The organism is Bacteroides sp. (assembly GCF_029057325.1).
Taxonomy (GTDB): Bacteria; Bacteroidota; Bacteroidia; order Bacteroidales; family Bacteroidaceae; genus Bacteroides.
The window spans coordinates 1-8,088 of the sequence record NZ_JAICZW010000112.1 but is presented as its reverse complement, the minus strand read 5'-3'; the positions used below and the strand labels follow the sequence as shown (position 1 = coordinate 8,088).

The following is an 8,088-nucleotide window of genomic DNA, read 5'->3' as shown; positions in this document are numbered from 1 at the left end:
AAAAACAAAGCCCGGGCTTGGGAAAGTCTGGGCTTTGAACATAAAAAAAGAGGATATGCCAGTTTTGACACACCCTCCTTTTGCATATTAATCAAGAACGTATCTTTTCCGATGGTTTTATCTTATTCAACTATTCATGCTCATCAAGAACTCGTCATTGTCTTTGGTTTTCTCCAAACGGTCTTTTACGAAGTCCATGGCTTCCATCGGATTCATGTCGGCAAGGTACTTGCGCAGAATCCACATGCGATCCAGTGTCTGCTTGTCTTGCAGCAGGTCATCACGGCGGGTGCTGGAAGCAACGATGTTGACAGCGGGGAAGATACGCTTGTTGGAGAGGTTGCGATCAAGTTGCAGCTCCATGTTACCCGTACCCTTGAATTCCTCAAAGATGACTTCGTCCATCTTGGAACCGGTGTCAATCAGGGCTGTGGCGAGAATGGTCAGCGAACCGCCGCCTTCGATGTTGCGTGCCGCTCCGAAAAAGCGTTTAGGCTTGTGCAGCGCATTGGCATCCACACCACCTGAGAGCACTTTGCCGGAAGCCGGAGACACGGTGTTGTAAGCACGTGCCAGACGCGTGATGGAGTCGAGGAAGATGACCACGTCGTGTCCGCACTCTACCATGCGTTTGGCCTTTTCGAGTACAATGCCGGCAATCTTCACATGGCGTTCGGCGGGTTCGTCGAAGGTGGAGGCGATGACTTCGGCATTGACGGTGCGTGCCATGTCGGTAACCTCTTCCGGACGCTCGTCGATGAGCAACATAATCATATAGACTTCCGGATGGTTGGCTGCGATGGCGTTGGCGATGTCTTTCATCAAGAGGGTCTTACCGGTCTTGGGCTGTGCCACAATCAGGGCACGCTGGCCTTTGCCGATGGGGGCAAAGAGATCGACTACGCGGGCAGACAGAGAGTCGGAGTAACCGCCTTTGCACAGCTTGAACTTTTCGTCCGGGAAAAGGGGAGTGAGGTGCTCGAACGGTACACGGTCGCGTACGAAAGCCGGATCACGGCCATTGATTTTAGAGACCTTCACCAGCGGAAAATACTTTTCTCCTTCTTTGGGCGGACGAATCACACCCTCTACCACATCACCGGTCTTCAGACCGAACAGTTTGATTTGTGATTGTGATACGTAAATATCATCGGGTGAAGAGAGGTAGTTGTAGTCGGAGGAACGGAGGAACCCGTAGCCATCCTGCATGATTTCCAATACGCCGGTTCCGTTGAGGATATCGTCAAATTCGTATGCTTTCTCACGCTCTGCCATGGGTCTGCGTTCGGGAGTGGCCGGATTGTTCTCTCCGTCATAGTGTTGTTGTGCCGGACGTTGTTGGGCATGGTTGTTGCGGTTGTTCGTATTGTTGTTATTGTCACGTTGGCGGATGCGCGTACGTTGTTGGGGGTCTGTGGAGGCCGGGGTAGGCATCACAGGGGCTTCGGCCTTGGTCGCTTCAAATTTGCCGATAAGTTCGGAAGGCAATTCTGTCTTTTCTGTCGGAAGGTCTTCGATGGGGATGAAGTCTGTTTCAGTTGCCGACAGAATAGGGCTTTCGTTTGTGGCAACTTCTTTGCTTGTCGTTGTTTCTGTTTGGCTTTCAAAATTCAATTTGGGTTCAACAATCTTAGGCGATTCGACGTTTTTAGCTTCGGTAGCTTCCACTTTCACTTTGCGTGGACGACCAGGCTTCCGTTTGGGCGCGGGAGCGACGGGTTCTTGGGCGGCTGTTGCGGTTGTGGTTTCTAGAAGCGCTTCGGCGGTTTGGGGTTGCTCTTTGGCGGCGGGTGTTGCTTCTGTTTCCGTTTTGGTCAGTTTGCCGTTCTGGTTGGAGGAGAACACTTTGTCCGCACCCTCTTTCTTTACGGTTGTTTTTATGGTTACCCGCGAACGTTTTTGCTTTTCTGCTTTGCGTTCTTCCTTTAGTTTGTCGTTGGCTACTTTTTTGGTGGCACCGGCGATGGCTTGTTCGTCAAGTATCTTGTAAACAAGTTCTTCTTTCTTCAGTGAGTCTGTTTTTTTGATACCCAATTCTTGGGCAATAACTTGTAGTTCCGACAAACTTTTGTCGTTCAGTTGAATGATGTTATACATATAGTATATGTGTGATTATTTAATATTTTATCTATTGAAAAGGTATAAATGCGCAATTACAATGATTGTTTGGAACAATTTGGCAAGTTTACCTTCATAATATTTATATTTTATAGGGATATTTGTTGTTGAACCGGAAATCTGGCTGACAATCCTTGCCTCAGCGAGGGAGTAGCAGAGTGTTTCAACGGCACAAAGGTAATCATTATTTTTAGTTTCTTGAATAAATCGTCTTTTTTTTAATTCTAAAACTTTTATCTTTGCTTCATTATCATCAAAAATATAGGTTATGAAGATAGCTGCGATTCATTTGATTACTTTTTCGCCTACCCATACTTCTAAACAAGTGGGCGAGGCGATTGTTCGTGGAACAGGCGTTTCCGAAACTCTTAAGACGGACTTGACGCTATGCCCGGGTGGTTCATTGGAAATCCCCGCGGACACATTGACGGTGATTACCGTTCCCGTATATGGTGGCAGGGTGGCGCCTATGGCACTGGAGCGTATGAAAGGCATCCGTGCTTCCGGAGCTCCGGCGGCATTGGTGGTTGTCTATGGCAACCGTGCCTATGAAAAAGCGCTGACAGAGCTGGACGCGTTTGTGTCGGAAAGGGGATTCAAGGTGATTGCCGGTGCCACGTTTGTCGGCGAACATTCGTACAGCACAGAGCGGCATCCCATCGCTGTGGGAAGACCGGATGCGGATGATTTGCGGTTTGCGGAGACTTTTGGTGCCAAGATACGGGCTAAGATGGAAGCCGCATCTGATATGGATAGGCTTTATGCCGTTGATGTCCGTCGCATCCAGCGTCCTCATCAGGCGTTTTTCCCGTTGTTCCGCTTCTTGCGAAAGGTGGTGAAGCTCCGCAAAAGCGGCGTGCCCATGCCCCGTGTGCCGGAGGTCGATGCGGAACGTTGCAGCCACTGTGGTGCTTGTGCCGCACATTGCCCGGCAGGCGCCATCGAGGTGGGAGGCGAGTGCCATACCGATGCCGAAAAGTGCATCCGCTGCTGTGCCTGTGTGAAAAAGTGTCCGCAGAAAGCCCGCACTTTCGACACACCGTTTGCCGCCCTGCTGGCCGATTGCTTCAAAAGACAGAAAGAAAACCGGATTATCATTTAGTGACGACAGTCGCTACCAGTACTCTTCGGGTGTTGCTGTCTATCCTGAAGCGGTTGTCCGCACGTTCTCCCACCAGCCAGACGATCTCGTCTCCGCAGCAAAGCAGCCATTGCTGTTCTTTGCGCACGAGGGAGAACTTGCGGTCGGTCAGGTAGTCGCTGACTTTTTTCTTTCCCTTCATTCCGAAAGGCACAAAGGTGTCGCCCTGCTTCCAACGTCGCAGTGACAAGGGAGAGGGGAGTTTGTCTGCATCGAAACAGGCCGTATCTTTGTCGCGCGGAATGACGAATTCCGGCGTATAGCTGTATTCCTTTATTTCCAATGTGGGGCGGGACGCTTCTTGCAAGGGCGCTATCAGCAGCAGTTCGCGATCCTTGACAACCTGCCAGTCGGCATTGCGGAACGACTTGCCCGGTTGTCCGTCCAGACTTCGATATACATCTTTTATTTGGGAAGCGTTGAATCCGATTGGATGCAGAATCTCAAACAGGACGGTTTCTGCCGCCACTTCTTGCTTCAGGGCATCGATGCGTATGCCTTGCGGGGTCAGGACACGCTGTTTGGCGTTTTCTATGCTTACCTTATATAAGGAAGCGGCATCATTCAGATGCTCGGCGGTTTTGAGGATGCTCTCTTTGACGGACGGATTGATTTCCCGCATCAGCGGAAGCAGGTTCAGCCGTATCTTGTTGCGTGTATATTCGTCTTGCAAGTTGGTGCTGTCTGTCACATACGGCTGTCCGATGGCTGACAGATAGTCAGTGATGTCTTTTCTGTCGAGGCAGAGCAGTGGGCGGACGATGTTCCCGTTTTTGGGGCGTATCCCACATAGTCCGTTGATTCCGGTGCCTCGAATCAGGTTGAGCAGCAATGTTTCCACGCTGTCATCTTGGTGATGGGCTGTGGCGATGACGGTGGCACCGCACTCTTTCCGTACTTTTTCAAACCAATCGTAGCGCAACTCCCGGGCGGCCATTTCGATGGAGATATGTCTCTCTTTCGCTTCCCGTTCCGTGTCGAAATGAACGATGTGGAGCGGGACCTGTTGCTCCTGACATAGTTGACGGACAAAATTCTCGTCCCGATTGGACTCTTCGCCTCGGAGATGGAAATTGCAGTGTGCTGCTTCGCAAGTATATCCGATGACCGGGAGCAGGCGCAGCAATGCTACGGAATCGGCTCCGCCGCTTAACGTTACAAGCACCTTGTCCTTCGGGAAAAAGAGTCGGTGCTGATTGATGTATTGGGCAATTTTTTGTTTCATGGCACAAAGATAATGTAAATCATCTGTAAAGAAATGAGAATTTTGCCAAAAAATGCCACAAAGTGCGAATTTAAAGAATCTCAACAAAAAAACGGCTCTAGAAGTACTTCTGGAGGGGGTAGGCAAAGTCGTTATCTTTGGTAGCCTTAAGTAACGACTGAGGGTGCCTCAAATAACGACTGAGGCAGCCTCAATCGTTACCTGAGGGTATCACCCTAAAATAGTGAGGTGATAGTATTCTTTTTTGTAATGATATTTTTTCATAAATGTTTTGCCGGAGGGAGTTTTGTTCGAGAGTTAAAGGCTGATAGTTCTGCTTACACGAGGTCTAATTATCGACCGATAGCTCCCGATAATTCCTTCAAAGACATAACTCCTCCAATGGCCTCTTTTTCTGTCGTTATTTAAAAACAATCTAAATTGTTTGTAGTATGTGTGCCGAAACATTATCTTTGCGCTCAAAATAAAGAAAGGCAGAAGAGTATGCGTTTGTCTGAATTGAAAACCGGTGAAAAAGGTGTTATCGTAAAAGTGCTGGGGCACGGTGGTTTTCGCAAGCGGATTGTGGAAATGGGGTTTATTAAGGGTAAGACGGTGGAGGTATTATTGAATGCGCCGTTGCGAGATCCTATTAAGTATAAGGTATTGGGCTATGAGATTTCTTTGCGGCGGCAGGAGGCTGAAATGATAGAGATTATCAGCGAACAGGAAGCCAAAGAGCAATCCGTGGAACCCGATTACCATAAAGGCTTGAGTGAGGAAGTGCGTTTGAACGAAGACGAACTGAAGCGCCTTGCTTTGGGGAAACGTCGCACCATCAATGTCGCTTTGGTGGGAAACCCCAATTGCGGCAAGACTTCTCTTTTCAACATCGCTTCCGGGCTGCACGAGCATGTGGGAAACTACAGCGGAGTCACCGTGGATGCCAAAGAGGGCTATTTCGATTTTCAAGGATATCATTTCCGCATCGTTGACCTTCCCGGCACCTATTCCCTTTCGGCCTATTCGCCCGAAGAGATTTATGTGCGCCGCCATATCATCAATGAAACGCCAGATATCATCATCAACGTGGTGGATGCCTCCAATCTGGAGCGCAACCTTTATCTCACTACCCAATTGATAGACATGAACGTGCGCATGGTGATTGCGCTCAATATGTATGATGAGCTGGAAGCAAGCGGAAATACGTTGGATTATATAAAGTTAGGAGAATTGTTCGGTGTCCCGATGCTTCCTACGGTAGGACGTACCGGAAAAGGTATTGACCGGTTGTTTCACCTGATTATCAATCTGTACGAAGGGGGCGACTTCCTTGACAAGAAGGGCAAGGTATATGCCGATATCCTGAAAGATATGCGCAACTGGCACAAAGAGTATGTCCCGGACCATGGTTTTGGAAGCCATAAAGAAGAAGGTGAACGCCCGCAAGGCTTTTACCGCCACATCCACATCAACCACGGGCCGGAACTGGAGCGAAGCATCGAGGAGGTGAAACGGCTCATTAGTGCCAACGAAAATATCCGTCATAAGTATTCAACCCGCTTTCTGGCAATCAAGTTGTTGGAGAACGATGGGGATTTGGAGAAGGTGGTGTGCGGACTGCCCAATGGAGAAGAGGTGTTGGCTGTCCGTGACAGGGAGGCAAAGCGCCTTTGCAAGGCCATTGACGAAGAAAGTGAGCAGGCCATTACCGATGCCAAATACGGTTTCATCACCGGAGCATTGCGTGAAACATACGTGGACAACCATAAAGATGCTTCCCGCACTACTCAAATCATCGATTCGATTGTGACCCACCGTGTTTGGGGGTATCCCATCTTTTTCCTTTTCCTGTATCTGATGTTTGAAGGCACTTTTGTCTTGGGCGACTATCCGATGCAGGGTATCGAGTGGCTGGTCGAGGCGTTGGGAGCGCTGATAAAGGGGAATATGTCCGCAGGTCCGCTGAAAGACCTGCTGGTGGATGGCATCATTGGCGGTGTGGGAGGTGTTATCGTCTTTTTGCCGAACATTCTGCTTCTCTACTTCTTTATCTCCTTGATGGAAGATTCGGGCTATATGGCACGTGCCGCCTTTATTATGGATAAAATTATGCACAAGATGGGGCTGCACGGCAAGTCGTTCATTCCGCTGATTATGGGATTCGGCTGTAACGTCCCGGCGATTATGGCATCGCGTACGATTGAGAACCGCAAGAATAGATTGGTCACCATGCTTGTCACTCCGTTGATGTCGTGCAGCGCCCGACTTCCTATTTACATGTTGCTGGTGGGGGCGTTCTTTCCGAATAACGCCAGTATGGTTTTGCTGGTCATCTATACCATCGGCATTTTGCTGGCGGTGGTCATGGCGCGTCTCTTCTGCCGTTTCTTGGTGAAAGGAGATAATACACCATTTGTGATGGAACTTCCTCCTTATCGTATGCCGACTTCCAAAACGATTTTCCGCCATACGTGGGAAAAAGGAGCGCAGTACCTTCGCAAGATGGGCGGTGTCATAATGGTTGCTTCTATTGTGATTTGGGCGTTGGGTTATTACCCCAACCATGATAGCTATGAAAGCGTGGAGGAGCAGCAAGAGAATTCCTATATCGGCCGGATTGGCAAGGCGATGGAGCCGGTCATCGAGCCGCTGGGATTCGACTGGAAGTTGGGAATCGGCATACTTTCGGGCATAGGAGCGAAAGAACTGGTGGTAAGCACCCTCGGAGTGCTTTATGCGGACGATGCCGAAGCCGATGCCGTAAGTCTGGGCGAACGCATTCCGACAACACCGTTGGTGGCTTTCTGTTATATGGTGTTTGTATTGATATACTTTCCCTGTATAGCCACGTTGGCGGCGATAAAAGGAGAGTCGGGCGGTTGGAAATGGGCATTGTTTACGGGACTTTACACTACGGTGTTGGCATGGTTGACATCTTTTGTGATTTATCAAGTAGGAAGTATGTTTCTATGATGGGTAGTTGGCAGGAATGGGCTGTTGCCTTGTTGTTATTGCTCTGTGTCGGGAGGATTGGTAAAGGGCTCTGTTCTTTTTTTAGCCGGGCCGGGAAAAAAAATAATCCGTGCGAAACGTGCGTAAGTGGCTGTGAATTAAAAAAGTATATACGACCGAAAACGGGCGGGTTGCGATAAGGAATATAAAAAAAAGAAGAAAAAATGCTGCCGATAGTTGGTGGTTTCAAAAAAATGTTCTACCTTTGCAACCGCAAACGAGAAATAAAGCGTTCTTGAAAAATGGTACCTTGGATGAGTGGCTTAGTCAGCGGTCTGCAAAACCGTGTACGGCAGTTCGAATCTGCCAGGTACCTCCAAGCATGGGAAAAGCTCTGGTCGGAAATGGCCGGAGCTTTTGTCGTATATTGGCTTCAGTAAGTTAACTACCTTGTCAAATCTGAAACGAATCGGGCGGTGTAGCCCGATGTGTATTCCGCAGCGTTAAATGCAGAATCGTATGACGCATTGCCTTCAGAGGAGACGCGAGAGTATCGCGCTCGATACGGCAAGACTTAGGTTGGCGGATATTTGGGCGCATGGTAATAAACCTGTGTATGTGAGATGAAATTTTTACCTTTGCAGAAGTAAAAAGAACTGCAATGGAAACG

At 49.0% G+C, this 8,088-nt stretch carries 4 protein-coding genes and 1 tRNA gene; 3 read left to right on the top strand and 2 right to left on the bottom strand.

Going from position 1 to position 8,088, the window contains the following annotated elements:
- Positions 1-126: 126 nt before the first annotated feature.
- A complete protein-coding gene (gene rho / locus K2G43_RS07040; RefSeq protein ID WP_300153757.1) occupies positions 127-2,097 on the bottom strand; it encodes a transcription termination factor Rho in 1,971 nt (656 codons plus the stop codon).
- A 289-nt stretch (positions 2,098-2,386) separates the two neighbouring features.
- Between rho and K2G43_RS07035 the strand changes: the two genes are divergently transcribed.
- Positions 2,387-3,220: a 4Fe-4S binding protein gene (locus tag K2G43_RS07035; RefSeq protein WP_300153755.1), complete on the top strand. Its 834-nt coding sequence runs from the start codon at positions 2,387-2,389 to the stop codon at positions 3,218-3,220.
- Here the strand turns inward: K2G43_RS07035 and tilS are convergent.
- Positions 3,213-4,484 carry a tRNA lysidine(34) synthetase TilS gene (gene tilS, locus K2G43_RS07030; RefSeq protein WP_300153753.1) on the bottom strand — a complete coding sequence of 424 codons (1,272 nt, stop codon included), beginning with the start codon at positions 4,482-4,484 and terminating at the stop codon, positions 3,213-3,215. The two genes, K2G43_RS07035 and tilS, sit on opposite strands and share 8 nt — an antisense overlap.
- A 483-nt stretch (positions 4,485-4,967) precedes the next feature.
- Between tilS and feoB the strand changes: the two genes are divergently transcribed.
- Complete coding sequence (gene feoB, locus K2G43_RS07025; protein ID WP_300153751.1) at positions 4,968-7,439, top strand: ferrous iron transport protein B; 2,472 nt, start codon at positions 4,968-4,970, stop codon at positions 7,437-7,439.
- A 283-nt stretch (positions 7,440-7,722) separates the two neighbouring features.
- Positions 7,723-7,797 (top strand) — tRNA-Cys (locus tag K2G43_RS07015).
- Positions 7,798-8,088 lie beyond the last annotated feature (291 nt).